Source organism: Luteimonas qiangzhengi, assembly GCF_039548515.1.
Classification (GTDB): domain Bacteria; phylum Pseudomonadota; class Gammaproteobacteria; order Xanthomonadales; family Xanthomonadaceae; genus Luteimonas.
In genome coordinates, this window is record NZ_JBCLVE010000007.1 from 15,274 (window position 1) to 35,279 (window position 20,006).

Annotated in this window: 13 protein-coding genes and 1 pseudogene; 3 read left to right on the plus strand and 11 right to left on the minus strand. The window is 68.3% G+C overall.

The annotated features are described in order from the left end of the window. Positions 1-471 precede the first annotated feature (471 nt). The 5 genes and pseudogenes from WCE59_RS13780 to pilG form a co-directional block, all read right to left on the minus strand. A pseudogene (locus tag WCE59_RS13780) lies at positions 472-2,661 on the minus strand (Hpt domain-containing protein); the annotation flags it as partial. A gap of 39 nt (positions 2,662-2,700) precedes the next feature. Next, positions 2,701-4,722, minus strand: a complete 2,022-nt coding sequence (locus tag WCE59_RS06585; RefSeq protein WP_343257945.1) for a methyl-accepting chemotaxis protein — start codon at positions 4,720-4,722, stop codon at positions 2,701-2,703. A 30-nt stretch (positions 4,723-4,752) separates the two neighbouring features. Continuing rightward, complete coding sequence (locus WCE59_RS06590; protein ID WP_343257976.1) at positions 4,753-5,280, minus strand: chemotaxis protein CheW; 528 nt, start codon at positions 5,278-5,280, stop codon at positions 4,753-4,755. Positions 5,281-5,312: 32 nt separating this feature from the next. Beyond that, positions 5,313-5,684 carry a response regulator gene (locus WCE59_RS06595; protein ID WP_343257946.1) on the minus strand — a complete coding sequence of 124 codons (372 nt, stop codon included), beginning with the start codon at positions 5,682-5,684 and terminating at the stop codon, positions 5,313-5,315. Positions 5,685-5,703: 19 nt separating this feature from the next. Then, positions 5,704-6,105 carry a twitching motility response regulator PilG gene (gene pilG / locus WCE59_RS06600; RefSeq protein ID WP_343257947.1) on the minus strand — a complete coding sequence of 134 codons (402 nt, stop codon included), beginning with the start codon at positions 6,103-6,105 and terminating at the stop codon, positions 5,704-5,706. A gap of 192 nt (positions 6,106-6,297) precedes the next feature. On the opposite strand from pilG, the gene gshB reads away from it, so the two are divergent. Next, positions 6,298-7,242, plus strand: coding sequence for a glutathione synthase (gene gshB / locus WCE59_RS06605; RefSeq protein WP_343257948.1), 945 nt, complete (start codon positions 6,298-6,300; stop codon positions 7,240-7,242). Between the two features lie 10 nt (positions 7,243-7,252). After that, a complete protein-coding gene (locus WCE59_RS06610) occupies positions 7,253-8,131 on the plus strand; it encodes an energy transducer TonB (protein ID WP_343257949.1) in 879 nt (292 codons plus the stop codon). A 67-nt stretch (positions 8,132-8,198) separates the two neighbouring features. Here the strand turns inward: WCE59_RS06610 and tsaB are convergent, their stop codons facing one another. The 4 genes from tsaB to mrcB form a co-directional block, all read right to left on the minus strand. Further along, entirely contained in the window at positions 8,199-8,900 is a 702-nt protein-coding gene (tsaB, locus tag WCE59_RS06615) for a tRNA (adenosine(37)-N6)-threonylcarbamoyltransferase complex dimerization subunit type 1 TsaB (protein ID WP_343257950.1), read from the minus strand. A gap of 10 nt (positions 8,901-8,910) precedes the next feature. Further along, positions 8,911-10,950, minus strand: a complete 2,040-nt coding sequence (locus WCE59_RS06620; protein ID WP_343257951.1) for an ATP-dependent DNA helicase — start codon at positions 10,948-10,950, stop codon at positions 8,911-8,913. A gap of 46 nt (positions 10,951-10,996) precedes the next feature. Continuing rightward, a complete protein-coding gene (locus WCE59_RS06625; RefSeq protein ID WP_343257952.1) occupies positions 10,997-11,401 on the minus strand; it encodes a hypothetical protein in 405 nt (134 codons plus the stop codon). Positions 11,402-11,523: 122 nt separating this feature from the next. Next, positions 11,524-13,974: a penicillin-binding protein 1B gene (gene mrcB / locus WCE59_RS06630; RefSeq protein WP_343257953.1), complete on the minus strand. Its 2,451-nt coding sequence runs from the start codon at positions 13,972-13,974 to the stop codon at positions 11,524-11,526. 125 nt (positions 13,975-14,099) lie between these two features. On the opposite strand from mrcB, the gene WCE59_RS06635 reads away from it, so the two are divergent. Then, positions 14,100-16,205, plus strand: coding sequence for a glycosyltransferase (locus WCE59_RS06635; protein ID WP_343257954.1), 2,106 nt, complete (start codon positions 14,100-14,102; stop codon positions 16,203-16,205). On the opposite strand, the gene WCE59_RS06640 is transcribed toward WCE59_RS06635, so the two are convergent. Both WCE59_RS06640 and WCE59_RS06645 read right to left on the minus strand, forming a co-directional pair. Continuing rightward, positions 16,202-17,725 carry a hypothetical protein gene (locus WCE59_RS06640; RefSeq protein WP_343257955.1) on the minus strand — a complete coding sequence of 508 codons (1,524 nt, stop codon included), beginning with the start codon at positions 17,723-17,725 and terminating at the stop codon, positions 16,202-16,204. The genes WCE59_RS06635 and WCE59_RS06640 overlap by 4 nt on opposite strands. Positions 17,726-17,788: 63 nt before the next feature. Further along, positions 17,789-19,954 (minus strand): RelA/SpoT family protein, encoded by a 2,166-nt coding sequence (locus WCE59_RS06645; protein WP_449284127.1) that lies wholly within the window; start codon positions 19,952-19,954, stop codon positions 17,789-17,791. Positions 19,955-20,006: the final 52 nt, after the last annotated feature.

Consider the following 20,006-nt stretch of genomic DNA (forward strand, 5'->3'; position numbering starts at 1 on the left):
GACCAGCTCCTGCATCGCGGCCACGGCCTCTTCGCTGGCACTGTTTCCAGTGCCGAGCAGGCGCCGGACCCAGGATTCAGCGGGCGAGAGCGCGGTCGGAACCATAGGCACTTCGGCCATCGCGAACGCGCCGTTCATGGTGTGCACGGCGCGCAGCAGTGAATCATCCACGGTCGCCGGACCCAAGGCGGCGACTTCCAGCCAGCTCTCGACCACCGCCAGGTGGCCAACAACCTCGGCATCCAGGATTTCAAGCAGCAGCTCATCCACCTGGGCCGGGACCTGCTCAGGCGCCGCTGCCGCTGGGGAGACTTCAGGCTCTGCACCGGCCGGACTGCTGCGCAGCGGAGCACGCGGCATGGCTTCGTCACCGCCGGTGATGCGCTCGGCATCTTCTTCCAGCGAAGCCAGATCAACATCCAGGCTGTGTTCGCCCTTCAACGCCGCCTGCAACACCGGCAATGCGTCGAAGGCATGATCGACGACTGCCAACACGGCGGGGCTGGCGGGCCGACCGCCTTCCAGAACCCGGTTGAGCAGACTCTCGATTTTCCAGCTGAACTCGCCCAGCGTACGTGCGCCCACCAGCCGGCCACTGCCCTTCAGGGTGTGGAAGACGCGGCGGATCGGCCGCAGCCGCTCCATCTCGTCGGGGCTGTCGCGCCACGCCGGCAAGAGTGTGGCGAGGTTGTCGATTTCTTCGGCGAACTCTTCCAGGAAGACTTCACGGATTTCGTCGTCGATTTCATCGCCGGTGGCTTCGAAGCCACCTTCGGCCTGCGCTGCTGCCGGCGCGGGTGCCGGCTGCTGTGGCTGCGGACGATCAATGAACGCGGCAACGGTTGCCGCTGCATCTTCCAACCCGGCCTCCACATCCAGCCCGATGAAATCGCTGGAGTCGTCGTCCGTCGCGTCGAGCTGCCCGGCCTCATCCGGCAGCGGCCAATAGCCGAGGGTTTCCAGACTGCTGCGGGCAATATCCAGGATATCCTGACGGCCACCCCGGTGTTCCCCCAGTGCCTCCAGGTAGTACTCCAGGCTGGCCAGCGTGTCGGCCAGGGTGTCCAGCTGACGACCGTTGGGAACCCGGCGACGCGCGAGCAGTTCGGTTTCGGTAAAGCGACGCACGCCCGTGAGCAGATCTGCCGGCTGCTGCAGCTGGAGCATGCGCATCGCGCCGCCCACCTCATTCAGAAGCCGCGGCACTTCAACCAGCTCCTCGTGGTCCCAGCTGGTTTCCACGAAGGCGACAAACGCCTGACGCGCATCGGCGAAATTGGCAATCGCCTCACGGGCGATCACTTCCACCGCCTTGCGCGACTCATTGGCCAGGGGATCCTGCGCCTGGTCGACATCGCTGACCCCGAGGCGCGCCACCTGCTCATCAAGCGAGGCGTCCACGTAAAGCAGCGAGCCGGCAATATCCAGCAGCGCGTCTTCGTCGGCAGCGCGGTCGCCGCGCACGATCGCGTCCACGGCATCACGCTGTTGCAGCACCACGGTGCGTGCCACGCCCAGTCCAAGCATGCCGAGCGTGTCGCCGACACGGGCCAGGATATCGACCTGCGATTCCAGCCCTGCAATCCCGGCCTCGCCGGTGCGCAGATGCAGATCCAGCGCGTCCTTGACCCGCAGCAGGTCCTCTTTCACCGCGGCTGCCACGGTATCGAGCAGCGCGCGATTGCGCCCGCTCAAACTGCCATGGGCGTGAACCAGCTCGGCTTCGCTGGGAGCTGCCTGGTCCAGATCGAAGGTGCTGCGCAATTCCTGCAGCGCCGGATGATCGACATCGCCGGCAGTAACGTGGAACAGCAGCTGACGGGTGGCTTCGAGCGCGGCGTCCACGCCGGCGAAGCCGTCCTTGTCCACCAGATGACGCCGGGCCTCGCGGACCACGCTTGCAAACGCCTGGTGCAAGCCTGGCGACGGCGCCACGGCACCTTCGCCAAGGGCGTGCATTGCACGCTGCGCAACCCAGAGCATCCGGCGTACTGGTTCGTCCGCCGCCTGCGGCAGCAAAGCTTCAAGGGCGGCACTGAATGCAGCGCCGTCCGCGGGCAACCCGCTTTCCGGCCAGTCGTCCATGGCTGCGGCCAGGGACTGGACCGGGCCGGCCGCGCCCGGGCTGTCTTCGCCCGCATCCGTGACCGACGCCAACAGGTCCACCGGCATTGGCCGGTCCAAATCCGGCGCGAACAGCACGCTTTCGCTCAGGCCGGTGGCACCGCGGGCAGCGCGCAGCTCGTTGAGCAGCGGCAGCAGTACGATCGGGATGTCACGGTGCCCGCCCTGCAGGCGCTCCAGGTAGTCGGGCAGCAGCACGGTGCCACGCATCAAACTGGCGCAGGCCGCGTCCCGATCGGGGGCCTGATCCGCCTGCAGTGCCTCCGCCAGCTGCTCCATTTCCTCGGCCACCATCGCTGGGGCATACAGCTCGACCATGCGCAGGGTGCCCTGCACCTGGTGCAGATAGCTCGCGCAGAAGCGCATCCGGCTGCTGTCCGTCGGATCCTCGACGAACGCCTCCACCTCGAGCCGCGCCTGGCGCAGGGTTTCATCCAGCTCCGGTTTGACCCAGCCCAGTGCCGTGTAGTCGATCGCGTCACGCAGTGCCATCGTCATGGTGCCTCCCTTGGCGGGCGCACCCGTTCCCTGCTGCATTCGTTGCCGATGCCGGTCATTTCAGTCCTTGCGCCCCGCTCAGACCGGCAGCTTGAAGTCGGCGACCGAACGACGCAGGTCGGCTGCAAGCTGTGCCAGGTTGCCAATGGACTCGGCGGTCTGGTTCGCACCCTGCGAGGTCTGGGCGGTGATGGACTGGATGGTGTCCATTGTCTGGGTGATGTTGGAGGCCGCGTCGGACTGCTGGCGCGCGGCGTTGGAGATGCCCTGAATCAGGTCGGCCAGGCTGGTCGAAACGCTTTCAATCTCGCCCAGCGCGGTACCCGCATCCTCGGCCAGGCGCGCACCGGACACCACCTCGGAGGTGGTCTGCTCCATCGAGCTGACCGCCTCGTTGGTATCGGTCTGAATCGTTTCCACCAGGGCCTCGATGCGCTTGGTAGCGCTGGATGCGCGCTCGGCCAGCCGCTGCACTTCGTCGGCCACCACCGCGAACCCGCGGCCCGCCTCGCCCGCCGATGCCGCCTGGATCGCCGCGTTCAGCGCCAGGATGTTGGTCTGCTCGGAGATGTCGCTGATGAGTTCCACGATCGAGCCGATTTCCTGGGAGCTCTCGCCCAGGCGCTTGATGCGCTTGGAAGTCTCCTGGATCTGGTCACGGATCGAGTCCATGCCGGCGATCGTCTCGCGCACCACGCCCGCACCCTTGGTGGCGATCTGCACCGAGCGCTGGGCCACGTCGGCCGACTCGGCGGAGTTCTTCGACACCTGGCCAATGCTGGTCGCGATCTCGGTGATGCGGTTGGAGGCGGAAGTGATCTCGCGCGCCTGGTGCTCCGCGGCCTCGGCCAGGTGCATGGCGGTGGCCTGGGTCTCCTGCGCGCTGGAGGACACCTGCACCGAGGTGTCGTTGATGGTCTGCACCAGGTTGCGCAGCTGCTCGACCGCGAAGTTGATCGAGTCGGCAATGGCGCCGGTCATGTCCTCGGTGACCGTCGCCTTCACCGTCAGGTCGCCTTCGGCCAGCGAGCCCATTTCATCCAGCAGGCGCATGATCGCCTCCTGGTTGCGGTTGTTGAGCTCCATCGTGGTTTCGTAGCGCTCGCGCTGGGCGCGGTTGAGGCTGAACACCAGGCCGACAATCGCGGCCAGGGTCGCCAGACCCGACAGGATGCTGATCCACACGTTGCCGATGATGCTGGTGTCGGACAGCGAGCCGAACGCGGTGAACGCCTGGAACAGGCTCTCGCTCTCGGCCAGCAGCTGGTCCGACCCTGCGGTAATGGAGTTGGCTGCCTCCTGGGCGCCGGCAAGGCTCTTGGCCGCAGTCAGGATCGCGTCCAGTGACGGGCGGATCTCTTCCCACAGCTCGTCCACGCTGGCCAGCGCGGCCAGCGCGCTGGCGTTGGTGAGCGGCTGCACGTTGAGATTTTCGTCGCCCTCGCGCAGGCCCACCCGCACCTGCTCAAACAGGCCCGCCCGCTGCTGCAGCGTCTCGGCCGCCCCGGCGGAGCCTTCGCCACCCGCCTGGATCTGGGTCACGAAACGCACCATGTCACCGGTCAGCACCACTTCGCGCAGCGCCATGTAGACCTGCGAGGACGGCGAGCCGGTGTTGGACATGGCCCGCACCAGCTCGTCCAGCTGGGCCTGCAGGCCCGGCACACCGCGGTTGAAACGCTCCGCGTTGCCGGCCACGCCCGTCACCACCTGCTGGCTGTCGATGACCAGCTGGGCGTTTTCGCCGATCGGCTCCCAGGTGCGGCTGACGGTCTGGATCGGCCCGGACACGCCGGTGGTATCGCCGAAATTGCTTTGCAGGCTGGCGATATCGCGGTCGATGTCCGCCTTGGTGGCACGGAACGCGCCGTAGGCCGCGGTATCACCGGCCACCGCCTCGTTGCCCTGGATCGCCAGGCGCTGCGAATTCACCTGCAGACTCGAGGCTGCGGTACTGGCGCCACCCAGCTGGGCGGCCTTCCAGATGGCATAGCCGGTGTTGGCGCCGAAAATAAGCAGGGCCACTGCCAGCACGATCAGCCAGGCGTTCGTGCCCAGGTTGCGGCCCTTGCCGGCGACGTTATCCACTTCAGTGCTCATGAGCTTGTCCCAGTTGCTATGCGATGCGGCTTACGCCGCGGCCTGTCTGAATTCGGGTGTGCGCGAGAGCCGGTCAAGGCTGAAAATCCCCCACACGTGCGCGTCGACGCGGTAGGCCCGCTCGATGAAATGCGCGTACCGCCCTTGTGCCAGCTCGTCGGCCGGCGAGTCCTGTTCGTCCTGGAAGCTGCGCTGACCAAACATTTCATCGATGGTCACTGCCACGTTGCCGCCGGGCTGGCGCACGATCAGCACGCGCTGGTCCTCGTGCAGCACCGTGCGCTCACCTTCCAGGAACTGCTTGAGGTCGACGATCGGCAGCAGGGTGCCGCGGATGTTGCCCACCCCAAGCATCCACGGCTGCGCGCCGGGCACCGGCGTGACCTGCGGCATCGGCAGTACTTCCAATACCTCATGGAAGCCTGATGCGAGCCGGCGGCTGCCAATCCGGTAGCCCACGCCCCGCCACAGCCCGGGCGCATCCAGCTGCTCCGGAAGACCGGGCTCATGCGCCAGCGAGCGCTGCTCGTAATCGAGCAGGATCGCGAACGGATCAATGGCTCCGGCGCCCGTGTTGGCGCGCTGGGTGATCACTTGGCGCCGCCAAGCAGCCCGTTGATGGTCTCGATCAGCTCGGCTTCGGCCGGCGGCTTGACGAGGTAGCCGCGGGCGCCCTGTCGCATCCCCCAGGCGCGGTCGGTTTCCATGCCCTTGGTGCTGACGATCACCACCGGAATGTGGTCGGTTTCGGTATCACGCGACAGCGCGCGGGTGGCCTGGAAGCCGTTCATGCCCGGCAGCACGATGTCCATGATCACCAGGTCGGGCTGCTCGCGCTTGCACAGGACGATGCCGTCCTCGGCGCTGCTGGAGACAAGCACCTGGTGGCTGTTGCGCTCAAGCAGCTGGGTCAACACCGCCGTGTCGGTCGGCGAGTCTTCGATCAACAGGATTCGTGCCATGGATATGCCTGCCCCCCGGTCAGGCGTTGACGTGCTTGCGGATGGCGTCGAGGAGTTCCTCGCGCGTGAACGGTTTGGTGACGTACTGCTCCGAGCCCACGATCCGTCCGCGGGCCTTGTCGAACAGGCCGTCCTTGGACGAAAGCATGATCACCGGCGTGGACTTGAACAGCTGGTTGTTCTTGATCAGCGCGCAGGTCTGATACCCATCCAGGCGCGGCATCATGATGTCCACGAAAATGATCTGCGGCTGCTGGTCGGCAATCTTGGCCAACGCCTCGAAACCATCCACCGCGGTGGTGACTTCCGCCCCTTCCCTGCGGAGCAGCGTCTCGGCGGTGCGACGGATCGTCTTCGAGTCGTCAATCACCATGACCCGCAAGCCCTGAAGGCTGCCGGCCGGTGTGTCTTCTACGGTCATTTAAATCTTCCCCTGGCGCGGCGCGCCGGTCTTTCCGGGTGCCGCTGCAACCCGACCATATATCCCAATCGGCGGCCGGACTGTCAAGCACGCGAAGCACTTTAACCCCGATCCGTGACCCCCGTCAGCCTCTGGCCGGCCCCCTGCTGCTGCTAACATTGCCGCCTCCCGTCGCCACCGGTAGCGCAGCCCATGACGCTTGATGTCATTGTCATCATGGATCCGATCAGCGCGATCAACGTTGCCAAGGATTCCACCTTCGCAATGCTGCTCGCCGCCCAGCGTCGCGGCCATCGCCTGCACTACGTGCTGCCCGGGGGGCTGTCTCTGAATGGGGGAGTTGCGCAGGCCCGCATGGCGGCGCTGTCCGTGCGGGACGATCCGCAGGACTGGTTCGAGCTGGGGCCGGAATCGCGCCGCGCGCTTGGCGACGGCGACGTGGTGCTGATGCGTCGCGATCCACCTGTGGATGCCGAGTACATCTACGACACCCAGATCCTGGGACTGGCCCAGGCCGCCGGTGCGCGGGTGGTCAACGATCCGCAGGGCCTGCGCGACCTCAATGAGAAACTGGCGGCGCTGGAATTCCCCCAGTGCTGCCCGCCCACGCTGGTATCGCGCAGCTCGGCGGAGCTGAAGGCATTCGTCGCCGAACATGGCGACGCTGTTCTCAAGCCGCTGGACGGCATGGGCGGGCGCTCGATCTTCCGCACCGGCCCCAGCGACCCGAACATCAACGTGATCCTGGAAACGCTCACCGACGGCAACCGCCGCACCGCCATGGCACAGCGCTACCTGCCCGAGATCGTGGACGGCGACAAGCGCATCCTGCTGGTGAACGGCGAGCCGGTACCCTACTGCCTGGCACGTATTCCGCAGGGAGACGACTTCCGCGGCAACCTCGCGGTGGGCGGGCGCGGCGAAGGCCGGCCGCTGAGTGATCGCGATCGCTGGATCGCGGCCCAGGTAGGGCCGGAGATGAAGCGCCGCGGCATGATCTTCGTGGGTCTGGATGTGATCGGAGACTGGCTGACCGAAGTCAACGTCACCAGCCCAACCTGCATCCGCGAGCTGGACGCCGAGTTCGGCCTGGATATTGCCGGCGACCTGTTCGCGGCGATCGAGGCCGGAGCGTGACGCTGCCGGCATGAGTCTGGCGATTGCTCCGCCCGGCCCTCAGGTGGACGACCAGCAGCGCCTCGGCGCCACGCTGGTGCTGTCCCTGTTGCTGCACGGCATGCTGGTGCTGGGAATCGGCTTCAGTCTGGACGATGCCGCTCCGGTGACCCCGACGCTGGACGTGATCCTGACCGAAACCACCAGCCCGCTGACCCAGGCCCAGGCGGACTTTCTGGCCCAGGCCAGCAACCAGGGAGGCGGCGAGCACGAGGAAAGCCTGCGCCCGCGTGAATCACAGCTCGGCCTGGCGCCGCAGGACCAGACCGGCATTGCCCCCGAGCCGCTGCGCGCGCAGTCGCCGGATGCGCAGCCCCCGCCGCAGGCCCGGGTGGTCACCAGCCACCGGGGCGAACATACCGTGGCGACGCCGGACCCTTCCCAGCAGGCCGACCCCAGCACGCTGCCTGCTGGCGAGCAGCGAATTGAACGCGATATGGAAATGGCCCGACTGGCGGCCGAGATCCACCTGCGCTCGGAGCAGTACGCCAAGCGTCCGAAGCGCAAATTTGTCTCCGCCAGCACCCAGGAATACGCCTACGCCGCCTATCTGCGGCAGTGGGTGGACCGGGTGGAGCGGATCGGCAACCTCAACTACCCCGACGAAGCCCGGCGCCGGCAGCTGGCCGGCGAGCTGGTGATCAGCGTGGCGATCCGCCGCGACGGGTCGGTGGAAAGCGCGCAGGTGATCCGCTCCAGCGGCATCCACCTGCTCGACGAGGCCGCCCTGCGCATCGCGCAACTGGCCGAACCCTACCCGGCCCTGCCAACAACCGAAGAAAACATCGACGTGCTGCACGTCACCCGCACCTGGCAGTTCCTGCCTGCGGGAACCCTGGTCGACAGCTGATCGGGAACGTTGTGACGCAAGCGCGTCGACGCAAGCGCGCCAACGCGAGCGCGCCAACGCGAGCGCGTCAGCGTGCGGCGCGCAGGGCGCGCTGTTCTTCCAGGGTCAGGGCAACGTTGTCGCGCAGATAAGCGGGTTCGACCAGTTCCGGGGCCACCGCCTCGCCGCGCGCAAATGCCTGGGCCGCAAGCCGGGCGATATCGCCCGCCCGGGGCAGCGCGGTGGCATTCACGCTGGCAAGCCGCGGCTCCAGGGCCGCCTGCAAGGCGCCCTCGACCGCAGCGAAGCCGGTGCCCACGCCGTGCCACGCATGGTCACCGCCTGCGGGCAGCTGCACTGCATCCGGTGCGCACACGGTTTCCGGGCCCAGGGCGACCAGATCGGCACCCACGCGTTCAAACGTGCCTGCGTACACCTCACCCATGCGCGCATCGATCGCCGCAAGCACTTTTCCCGGGCGCTCGGCACGCAGCGCCAGGGCGGCCAGGGTCGAGACGGGCAGCATCGGCAGATCCAGCGCCAGCGCAATGCCCTGGGACAAGGCAATCCCCAGCCGCACGCCCGTGAACGCGCCAGGCCCACGCCCGACGGCCACCGCATCCAATTGCGAACGGGCCATGCCGGCTTCGGCCAGCAGCGCCTGCGCCCACGGCAGCGCCAGTTCCGCGTGGCGGCGCGGCGCGATTTCAAAGCGCTCCAGCACCTCGCCGTCGCGCCACACGGCTACCGAGCAGGCTTCGGTGGAGGTTTCAAATGCAATCAGGTTCATCGGGACGGTTTCATTCAAAGAAGGCCTGCACCTGGGCCACATCGCGGGTCACTGCGAACGGAGGCATGGAGTCCATGAACACCCGGCCATAGCCCTTGCCGGTCAGGCGCGGATCGCACAGCACCAGGACGCCGCGGTCACGCTCGCTGCGGATCAGCCGGCCGACGCCCTGCTTGAGCGCGATCACTGCCTGCGGCAGCTGTTCATCGGTGAACGGGTTGCCCCCGGCGCGGCGGATCGCGTCCAGGCGCGCTTCGAATACCGGGTCATCCGGCGCGGCGAAAGGCAGCTTGTCGATCACCACCACGCTCAGCGCATCACCGGCCACGTCCACGCCCTCCCGAAAGCTGGCGGCGCCGAGCAGCACGCCGTTGCCGGACTCGCGGAAGCGCTGCAGCAGCACGTTGCGCGGCGCTTCGCCCTGGACGAACAGCGGCCAGGGCGCGTCGGATGCGCGCAGCAACGCGGCGGTTTCACGCAACGCCCGGTGCGAGGCAAACAGGAGAAAGGCGCGCCCTTTGGAGGCGTGCAGCACCGGCAGCACGGCATCGAGCATCGCTCCGCTGAACTCGCGCGCCCCGGGGGGCGGCAGGCGCTGGGGCAGATAGCACAGCGCCTGGGTGGGCCAGTCGAACGGGCTGGGCGCCAGCAGGGTGCGCGGCTCCTCCAGCCCGAGCCGGGCGGCAATGTGGTCGAAGCGGCCGTCCACGGCCAGCGTGGCCGAGGTGAACACCCAGGACGCGCGTGAGGCTTCGCGATGCGCACGCAGCGGTCCAGCCACGTCCAGCGGGGTGCGCTGCAGGCGGAAGCCGCGCGGCGACAGTTCGTACCAGCGCACGGTATCGGCATCGGCCGGCAGCTGTGCCGAGGCCATTGCGGCCGTCTCAATCCCGGCCAGGCCCGTGTCGCCGCTGTCCATGTCGCCGCTGTCGATCCCATCGTCGGGCACCTTTTCTCCGCGCCAACGCCCAAGCCGGCCGATCGACTCGACGGCACGTGCGTGGCAGGCCTCCATCCCCACCGAAGCCTCACGCAGTGGCTCCAGCGCCTGCGCCAGTTCGCGCAGCCGGAGATCCAGCCCATCCAGCGCTTCATCAACCGCCGCCTCACCGTCCAGGCGTCGGCGGGTGCCCCGCGGTGGCAGCGGCTCCATCTGCGCCCGCAACGCGCGCACGGCCTGTTCCAGCGCCTGCGCCGGCCCCTGCAAGATCGCCAGCGCGGTGGGCACTTCCTTGCACTCCAGCAGCGCTTCGCGGGCCAGCTCCACCAGCGGCCGCGCGCTCAGCGATTCACCGAAGAACTGGGAGGCGAGTTCGGGCAGCTGGTGGGCCTCGTCGACAACGAACGCTTCCGCGCCGGGAAGAATCTCGCCGAACCCCTCCTGCTTGAGCGCCAGATCAGCCAGCAGCAGGTGATGGTTGACCACCACCAGATCGGCGGCCTGGGCCCGCTGCCGGGCCTGGACCACAAAGCATTCGCTGTAGAACGGGCACTCCGTACCCAGGCAATTGTCGACGGTGGAAGTGACCATCGGGATCACCGGCGAGCCTTCCGGCAGGGCTTCCAGCTCGGCCAGGTCGCCCATGCGGGTGCGCCCGGCCCAGGTGACCACGCGCTGGAACAGTGCCGCCTGGGCACCGGAAGACATGCGCGGCTCGGTCTTGGCCAGCTCAAGCCGGTGATGGCACAGGTAGTTGGAACGGCCTTTGAGCAGGGCCGTGCGCAGCCCGGTGCCCAATGCGTCGCGCACCGCCGGCAGGTCGCGGTGGTACAGCTGGTCCTGCAGCGCGCGGGTTCCGGTGGAAACAATGGTCTTGAGCCCGGACAGCAGCGCAGGAACCAGATAGGCATAGGTCTTGCCGGTGCCGGTGCCGGCCTCGGCCAGCAGGCTGTCACGTCGGCCAAAGGCCTCGGCGACGGCCACCGACAGCTCGTGCTGGGCCGGTCGCGGCACGAAGCCCGGCAGCGCCGTGGCCAGCGCCCCGTTGGCGCCCAGCGCATCGCGGACCGACTCCGACAGCGCAGGCGCCTCGAGTTCGATCGCGGTCATGTCCGCATTCCTGCGGAGCCCACGGGTTCCACGGCTTGCAACATCTTCAATAGCGCTCCGGGCCCGCCACGCGACAGCCTTCGACTTGGGCGCGCGCCGCTGCCGCACCGGCAGCATCACTCTCGCGCAGACGCAGCTGCTCAAGGGTTGCCCAGTGGCGCCTGCACAGCGGACCCACCTGGCTTCCCAGCGCATAGGCGCGCTCTGCCAACGTGCCCGCCAATGCAAAGTCCTGCTGCAGCAGGGCAAGCTCGGCCCGCTCCTGCAGCAGCGCCGGGTCGTCCTGCACTTCTTCCAGCGCGAGGTCCAGCGCGCGCGCAGCGCCGCCAATGTCGCCGACCGCCTCCAACCGTTCGGCTTCGATACGCAGATCCTCGACACGTGGATCGCGCAACGGCGCGACGGCCAGTTCGGCCTCGTCATCGGCGCCTGCGGCCCGTACCGCGGCCACCGTGGCAGTGGCCGCGATTGCCGACGGCGTTCCAGTCTGCGTTCGGGTCGAATCAGGTGAACCCGTGCAGCCGGCCATCAATACGATGCCGACCAGGGCTGTAGAAAAACGGACATTACGAATCATGGCTGCTGGGGTACGGGGTCGGGGGAAGGAGTGTCCTGCGGGGCAGGTGTTGCGGAGTCCGGCTCATCCAGGCCGAACCAGCTGCGCCAACCGCGCCGGGCTGGTCGCGACCCGGTATCGCCACCCGCCGCGCCTGCAGGACCCTGCGCGGCATCGGCCGAATCGGACAGCCCATGATCGCAGGGCTGGTAGGCCGGCGCGAATCCGGGCACGAACGCGTACCGGCGCACCTGCGGGCAATCCGCGTCGGTGCTGTAGCCGTTCGCCACCCAGCGCCAATCCAGCCCGCCCTCGCCCAGGTCCAGCGGTGCACTGGGCAGACGGGCGAACATGTCCGACCACACCCGCATCGCACCGGTGGCGCCATACAGCCCGGCGGCCTGGTTCTGGTCATTACCCATCCACGTCACGGCCAGATGATCACCCGTCCAGCCGGCAAACCAGCTGTCGCGGCCATCGTTGCTGGTGCCGGTCTTGCCGGCCGCCTGCAGATGGCCCAGCCCGTCGTTGACCAGCTGCCGCGCCGTGCCGGAAGTCACTGCCCGCTGCAGGGCCAGGGTGACAAGCCGCACCGCCACGGCGTCCCCGGCCTGGGCTTCGGTCACGCTCTCGTCGTAGCGACTGACCGTACGGTCGTCCTCGTCAATCACTCCACGCACCATGCGCAGGGTCTGGAACTCGCCGCCCGACGCCAGGAACTGGTACAGCTGCGCCATGGCATAGGGGCTCTGGTCGAGCGAGCCCAGGATCAGCGCCGGATTGGGCTCGGCGCGGACCCCGGCCAGGGTGCCGATCAACTCAGCCAACCGCCGCGGATGGATCTGCATGCCCAGCCGCACGGTGGCCTGGTTGTAGGAATTGGCCAGCGCATCCATCAGCGACACCACGCCGTGGCTGCGGTTGTTGGCGTTGCCCGGGGTCCAGCGTTGGCCGTTGGGCAGGACCACGGTCACCGGCGCATCGTCAATCGGGCTGGCCAGCGACCAGTCGCCCGGCAGGGCCAGCGCCAGCAGGTAAACGAATGGCTTGAGCAGCGATCCCACCGGTCGATGGGCATCGATCGCACGGTTGAACCCGTGTTCGGAAGGATCGCGGCTGCCGATCACGGCCAGCACGTCACCGCTGTGCACATCGGTAAGCACCATGCCGGCCTGCAGTTCCGGGCGGCTGTCGGTGCTGAGTGATTCGATCGTCCGCCGGACCGCGCCCTCGGCGTAGCCCTGGGCGGAAGGCGACATGGCCGTCATCACCCGCAGGCCCGCGCCCTGCAGCTTGTCGGTCGGGTACTCGGACGCCAGCTGCCGTCGCACCAGGTCCACGTAGGCGGGGAAGCGGTTGGCGGCCAGGCTGCCGGGCTGATCGCTCACCCCCAGCGGCGCGGCCAGCGCACGCCGGTACTCCTCGTCCACGATCAGCCCGGTGGCGTGCATCTGGGCCAGGGCGAAATCACGCCGCTCGCGGGCGCGATCCGGATGGCGGCGCGGATCGTAATACGACGGCCCCCGGATCATCCCGACCAGCAACGCCACGTGCTCGGTGTCGAGCTCCTCCAGCCAGCGCCCAAACCAGAACTCGGCGCCAGCTGCCACGCCGCGGATCTCCTGGGCGCCACGCTGGCCGACGTACACCTGGTTCAGGTAGGCCTCCATGATCTGGCCCTTGTCGTAACGCGACTCGAGCAGCAGCGCATAGATGATCTCGTTGAACTTGCGCGACCAGGTCTGTTCGCGGCCGATCCCGAGCACCCCTGAGCGCGCCAGCTGCTGGGTCAGCGTGCTGCCGCCCTGGCGGGTGGAACGGGTGCGCAGGTTGACCCATGCGGCGCGCATCATTCCGCTCAGGTCGATGCCGTGATGACGGGCGAAGTCGCGGTCTTCCACGGCCTGCAGCGCATCGGTCAGCAGCATCGGCACGTCTTCAACCCGCACCAGCCGGCGCTCTTCCTGGTTGGCGCCATACAGCGTGGCAATCCGGGCCGGATCCAATCGGGCCTGCTCCAGCGGCACGTCGTCATCAGCGCCGCGCAGACGCGATACGCGGCCACCGGTCACCCTCACCTGCAGCTGCGACGGGGGCACCGGGCCGTTCACGTCCACGAAACCGCGGTTGGAAATACGCCAATCACCGTCGTTTTCAAGCCAGGTTCCGGCACGGATCCCGTCGCCCTCGCGGTAACCGGCCGCCTGCAGCTCATGACGCAGGGTCTGCGCATCCAGCGCCAGACCGGCCTGCAACTGCAGCGGACGTGCGTAGACCCGGGTGGGTTCCTGCCAGCTCCAGCTGCCGAACTGCTGCTCCAGCTGCTTGTTCAGGTACAGCGCGTAGGGAACCAGGAAACCCAGCCCCAGGCCTATCGCCGCCAGTACCGCAATCAGCAGCCTGCGCCGCCAGCGGCCGAGCGGGCCGCGCGGCGTTTCATCGTCTTCGTCGTACTGGATTCGGGCCATGGAACCTCTTTCCCGCCATGGCAGGATGCCGGCTAATGCAACAATATTGATCGCGCGCAGTCTAGCCCAGCGCTTTGCCAGGCTGTTTCGCACGCACCCTTTCAGTCAGCTGGAGTTCCAGACCCATGCCGTTTTCCCTGGCCGATGCGCGATTCGCGCTCGACCGCGCCACCGGGCTGCTGCGCCGCGGCCTCACCAGCCTGCGCACCCGCGGCTGGCGCCCCACCTGGCAGCGGGTCACCGCCCAACTCGGCCTGCTGGCGCCGCCGCAACGACATGCGCTGCTGGAAGCCGATTACAGCCCGTTCCAGGCGCTGCGCGTTCCTTGCAGCCAGCAGCCCCGGGCCAGCATCGTGATCCCGGTATACAACGAGTTCGAACACACCCTGGCGTGTCTGCGGGCCATCGCCGCGGCACCGCCCGCAGCCGGCATCGAGATTCTGGTGGTGGATGACGGGTCCAACGACCAGACCGAGGCGATCCTGCCCCAGGTCGAAGGCCTGCACTATCTGCGCCGGGCTGAGAACGGCGGGTTCATTGCCGCCTGCAATGACGGCGCCGCCCAGGCTCTGGGCGAGTACCTGGTGTTTCTCAACAACGACACCGTGCCCCAGCCGGGCTGGCTGGACGCGCTGCTGCGCAGCTTCACCGAGCATCCGCAGGCCGGCCTGGTGGGCGCCCAGCTGCTGTACCCCGACGGGCGGCTGCAGGAATCAGGCGGCCGGGTGCTGCGCGACGGGCGCGCCGAAAGTCGCGGCCGCTTCGCCGATCCCGACCATCCCCTGCTGCGCTTCGCCCGACCTGTGGACTACTGCTCGGGCGCGGCACTGGCAATCCGGCGGTCGCTGTTCGAAACGCTGGGCGGCTTTGATCCGCACTTTGCACCGGCGTACTACGAAGACACCGATCTGGCGTTCCGGGTGCGTGCGGCCGGGCACCAGGTGCTGTGCCAGCCGGACGCGCGGGTGGTGCACGTGGAAGGCGTCAGCGCCGGCACGGACCTGTCGGCCGGCATGAAGTCCTCGCAGCTGCGCAACCAGCCGGTGTTTGCAGCGCGCTGGGCTGCGGAACTGCAGACACACCCGCTCACCGCCCCCGATCCGCTGCAACCCGAAGCGGACGGGCGGCCGGTGATCCTGGTGATCGACGCGCTCACGCCCACGCCGGACCGGGATTCGGGCTCGCTGCGGCTGGTGAACCTGATGCGCCTGCTGCGAGACGAGGGTGCGCACGTGGTGTTCGTGCCTGCCGACCGCCGTCATGTCGGCGCAAATACCGAGCACCTGCAGCGGCTGGGAATCGAGACCTGGTATGCGCCCCACATGGGCAGCATGACGGCCTGGCTGCGCACCCATGGGCCGCGGTTTTCCAGCGTGATCGCCAGCCGCCACTACGTGGCTGGCAGCCTGCTGCCACTGCTGCGCCGATATGCGCCGCAGGCCCAGCTGGTGTTCGACAGCGTGGACCTGCACTACCTGCGCGAGCAGCGCGCGGCCGAGCTGGCGGGCGATGAAGCGCTGCAGCGCGCCGCGGCCCGCACCCGCACGCTGGAATTGGGGGTGATGGCCCGCAGCGACGTGACCCTGGTGGTCAGCCCGGCCGAGCGCGAGCTGCTGGTCCGTGATGCCCCTGATGTGCGGGTTGAGCTGGTCTCCAACCTGCACCGGATTGCCGGCGCGGGACTGCCGTTCGAGCAGCGCCGCGACCTGGTGTTCGTGGGCGGCTTCCGTCATCCGCCCAACGTGGACGCGGTGTGCTGGTTCGTGGATTCGATTTTCCCCACCATCCGCGCGGCCCTGCCGGAAGTGCGCTTCCACTGCATCGGCGGCGACCTGGTGCCGGAGATCGAGGCCCTGGCCGATCGCGACGGCGTGATCGTGCACGGCTACGTGCCCGATATCAGTCCGTACATGGACGGCTGCCGCATCGCGATCGCGCCGCTGCGCTATGGCGCCGGGGTGAAGGGCAAGATCAACCTCAGCATGGCCCACGGACAGCCGGTGGTAGCGACCCGCACGGCAGTGGAAGGCATGCAGCTGCGCGATGGGCACGACGTGCTGGTGGCCGAGGACGAACAGGCGTTCGCCGCTGCGGTGCTGCACCTGTACCGGGACGCCACGCTGTGGATGGAGCTGAGCATCCACGGGCATGAAAACATCGAGCGGCACTTTTCACCCGAGGCGGCGCGCGACACCATCCGCGCGGTGTTCTTCAAGCCGAAACCGGATTAGCGCGAGGGCGAGGCGGACGCGGTACGCAGGCGCTGGGCGAACTCGGCCAGCCCGGATACCGACGGGTCAATGGTGCGGGCCGATTCCAACGCCGCGCCTGCTCCCGGCAGGTTGCCCGCGCCCAGGCGCTCGTCGCCGATGGCCAACCAGCGCTGGGCCAACCGGCGCCGCGCCGCAATCAGCTCACCGCTGTCATCGGCCAGGGCCACCCGGACATCAAGGCAGGCGTTGGCCCGCCCCAGGCTGTTGGCGCGCAATTCCCGCTCAAAACAATCAGTGGCGCCGGCCAGCAGCTGTTCGCTGGCTTCCTGCACCTGGGGATCATCCGGCGCCAGGCTGCGCGCCGCACGCAGCTTGTCGAACGCATTCTCGCCGGGCGGGTTGAGCAGATCGCCGCGGGCCTGGGCGGCGGCCACCTCTTCCAGCAGCGCCGCGACCAGCACCCGACGCTCGGCCGGAGAGTGCGCCGGATCAAGCTGCGCCTGCCGCGTGCGTGCCGCGTCGACCCGTTCGGCCAGGCTGCGTACCTGGGCATCCACCGGCGCCAGCTCCCGCGCCTGGGCCAGGGCGGCATCGGCATCGGCGAAGCGGAAGTCCGCCGCCAGCCGCGCGGCACGGCGCGCATGCGCCACGCCCGTCTGGATCAGGCCATCGCCGGCCTGCTCGTCGCCGGGATCCATTTCCAGCAGCGCGCGGTAACGCTGTGCGGCCCGCTCCAGCTCGCCGGCGTCCAGATCCCCGGCGGCCTGGGCCAGGGTGGCATCACGCTCCTCGGTCAGGCGCGCCCGGGTATCGGGCAGGTCCACGTGACCGGGATCGAATTCCGCGGCCACCGCGATCATGGCGGCGGCCTCCGCCAGCGTCCCGCTGCGCAGCGCAGCCCGGGCCTGTTGCAACAGCTCGGCCACGCCATCATCGCGGCCACGCAGGGCCTGCAGGTGCTCGGAATCCAGGCGCAGGATCCGGCTGTACAGCGGCAGCGCGGAATCCTCATCGCCGTAGAGCCTGCCGGCCTCGTGGGCGCGCTCGGCATCGGCCCAGAGCTGGTCGATCCCGGCGTCCGCGGCCTCGCGCTTGCGCAGCGCTTCGGCAACGGCCTGCACCGCCCCGCGCGGCGCGGACAGTTCGCGCGCCAGTTTCAGCGCGGCGTGCGCCTGGGGGTAGCGGCCCGCAGCGGATTCGCGCCGTGCCTGCTCCACCGCGGCGTCGGCGACGGCGGCCAGGCCCTGGCGCGGCTCCGGGCGATCCGGATCCATCGCCAAGGCGGCCTCATACAGTTCGCGTGCACCGCTGCCTTCGGGATCGGTCAGGTGTCCCTGCTGCAGCGCGGCGTCGGCCTGGCGCAGGGCGTCCTGGGCGGAATTCTGCGGCCACAGCCGCTCAGCCAGTGGCTGGCGCAACACCAGCAGGGCAACCAGCAACAGCGCGGCGCCACCGGCGACCCAGCGCCAATGCGCTGCCAGGAACGGGATCGCTCCGGGAGTTATCCGGGATAAATGGGAATCACGCGGGCTGTTCACCTGCAAAGCATAAGAGACTGCGCTCAAGCGCGCCGTGATCGGCCGGATCGATGTGGCGGATGGTCAGGGCCGGTAGGCCCGTTCAACCCCCGGCACCGCTTCCATTTTGCCCAGCAGGCGCGAGAGCTGGCCGAAATCCTGCACCCGCACCTGCAGCCGCAGGCGCACCTGCCCGGATCCCCCCAGGCGCTCACTGTTGATTTCCTGCACGTGCGCGTTTTCCTGCGCGATCAGATTGGATACATCCTTGAGCAGGTGGCGACGGTCCATCCCCTCGACCACAATTGCCGCCTCGTGTGCGCCGGCGGCACTGCCCCAGTCCACCGGCATTGCCCGGGCCGGCTCGCGCGCAATCAGGCGCAGGTAGGCCGCGCAGTCGGATCTGTGCACGCTGACTCCGCGCCCGCGGGTGAGATAGCCGCCGATCTGTTCGCCCGGCAATGGCCGGCAACAACCAGCCACCTGCACCAGCAGGTTGTCCACGCCCACCACGCTGAACTCGGCGCTGGGACGGGGTTTGCGCCGCGGCTGCCGGGCCACCGGCGGCACCGGCTCATCGCCACGCCTGGTTTCGGCCTCGTGCTCAAGCAGCGCCCGCGCCACCTGGTACGGGCCCACGTCACCCAGCGCCACCTGCACGTACAGGTCTTCGATGCTGGCTGCACGGAACTTGCGCAGGGCCGGCGCCGGGTCGGTCTGCTGCAGGCCCATGCGCTTGAGTTCCCGGTCCAGCAGCTCACGTCCGTCCTGCTCGTTGCGGGCGCGGTCGAGTTTGTGGAACCAGTGGCGCACCTTTTCCCGCGAACGGCCGCTGGCCAGGTAACCACTGCTCACCTGCAACCAGTCGCGCCGCGGTTCGGCGGTCTTTCCGGTGAGAATTTCCACCCGGTCGCCGCTGGCCAACGCCTGGGTCAGCGGCACGATGCGGCCGTTGACCTTGGCCCCGCGACAGCGGTGCCCGACCATCGTGTGCACGTGGTAGGCGAAATCGAGCGGCGTGGCCCCAAGCGGCAGATCGATCACCTCGCCCATCGGAGTCAGCGTGTAGATCCGGTCTTCGACCAGCTCGGTGTCCAAGGCGCTGGCCAGCGAAGCATCCCCGCCTTCCTGATGGGTATCCAGCAGCCGCCGCATCCACTCGATCTTGCGCTCCAGCGCCGCGTCACCGGAGCCGCCCTCCTTGTAGCGCCAGTGCGCGGCCACGCCAAGCTCGGCCTGCTCGTGCATTTCGTGGGTGCGGATCTGCACCTCGAGCGTCTTGCCTTCCGGACCAACCACCGCGGTGTGCAGGGAGCGGTAATCGTTGCGCTTGGGCCGGGCGATGTAATCATCGAATTCGCTGGGAATCGGCGCCCACAGCGCGTGCACCACGCCCAGCGCGGCGTAGCAGGCCGGCACATCGTCAACCAGCACCCGCACGGCGCGCAGATCGTACAGCTCGCCGAATGGAATGTCCTTGGCCCGCATCTTTTTCCAGATGCTGTAGATGTGCTTGGGGCGACCGGCGATTTCACTGCGCACGCCCTGCGCGGCAAGGGCCTTGGCCAGATCCTGCTGAACCTGCTCGATGAATCGCTCGCGGGCACTGCGCTTGTCCGCCAGCAGCTTGGCGATGCGGTGGTAGGTGTCCGGCTGCAGATAGCGGAAGGCGAGGTCCTCCAGCTCCCACTTGAGTTGCCAGATTCCCAGGCGGTTGGCCAGCGGTGCGTGGATATCCCGGGTCAGTTCGGCCAGCGCAGTGCGCGTGGCCTCGGGTGCCTGTGCGGCCACGCGCATCCGTGCGAGCTGCTGGGCAAGCAGAATCGGAACCACCCGCAGGTCCCGCACAATGGCCAGCAACAGGCGGCGCAATCCTTCCTGGTTGCCACGGCCGCCGCGCTCAGCATGCAGGTCCCAGACCTGGCCGCTGGCCTGCAGGCCATCCACCAGCGCATGGACGCGCGGATGGGCCTTTTCCAGCTGGGCCATCAGCGGCGCGGCCCACTCCCTGATGGCAAACACCACTGCCGCCCCGACCATGTCGGCATCCGCCTCCAGACGCGCGAGCGATCCCAGCGTGTCCGCCAGCAGCGGCAGCGGCTCGTGCACTTCGACATGCCCTGCCTCGGCGTGGGAGCCGAGCAGAGTACGCAGCGCGGGATCCAGCGCGGCCGTTTCCGGCAGTTCAAAAAGGGCTTGCAGCGATGTGCTGGCGTGGGACACCGCCTGACCTGCTTCAGGGATGGGGATGCGCTTACACTACTGCCGACCGTCGAAGAGGAACAGTCCATGCCCCACCTTC